At 51.9% G+C, this 636-nt stretch carries 2 protein-coding genes; both read right to left on the reverse strand.

Annotated elements, in window-relative coordinates:
- On the reverse strand, positions 1–234 hold a 234-nt coding region (locus VJI94_RS07895; protein WP_324008947.1), incomplete at its 3' end, for a hypothetical protein.
- A gap of 120 nt (positions 235–354) precedes the next feature.
- On the reverse strand, positions 355–636 hold a 282-nt coding region (locus VJI94_RS07900; protein ID WP_324008948.1), incomplete at its 5' end, for a hypothetical protein.

The raw sequence follows: 636 nt of genomic DNA on the forward strand, positions 1-636 counted from the left end.
CCTCGTTGGCTGTATCTTCTGGCCAGGTGCATAGACTGCTGTCGTGTCTATGCTAATGATACGAGTACGCTCACCGTGAAAGGCCTTGCGTATAGTGGCTTCTGCTTCTGTGGTTGCCTGGTCTATAATCTGATCCATGGTATAACCTGTACCCCATGCACCTAGCCCCTGCAGCTCCACAGTGACCACTGCTTTGGCACCCACAGTGCCCTCATACTTATCCTTGCTCGACATTAGCTGCCTCCATCAATACTGGGCGCTACAGACGGGCTTGGGAGTCCCATAACACACGGCTATGAATACCCTGCCAGTAGTCATTTAAGATAAGCTGGGCAGCTCATCCCCAGTTTGCCATTATGCGATGGGCTTGATGGTGACGGTTTCAACCTCGGTGTTGCTCATGCATTCATCGAGCACTTCCTGGCCACCTAGTTCTAGCAGCTTTTCCTTGGCCTTCGTCTGATCGAGAGCAGAACGCGGACGCATCTCGCGCTTATACGTGTAATTATCCGAACGCATATCCTTGCGGTTGCCTAGCATAGCACGAAGTCGTTCCTTGACGATCTTCTCAGTCTTCTCGATAGCCTTGCGTGCCTCATTCAGACGACCCAACTCTTCGGTCAAACCCATTTCGGT

Source organism: Parvimonas sp. D9 (assembly GCF_035282565.1).
Classification (GTDB): Bacteria; Bacillota; Clostridia; order Tissierellales; family Peptoniphilaceae; genus Parvimonas; species Parvimonas micra.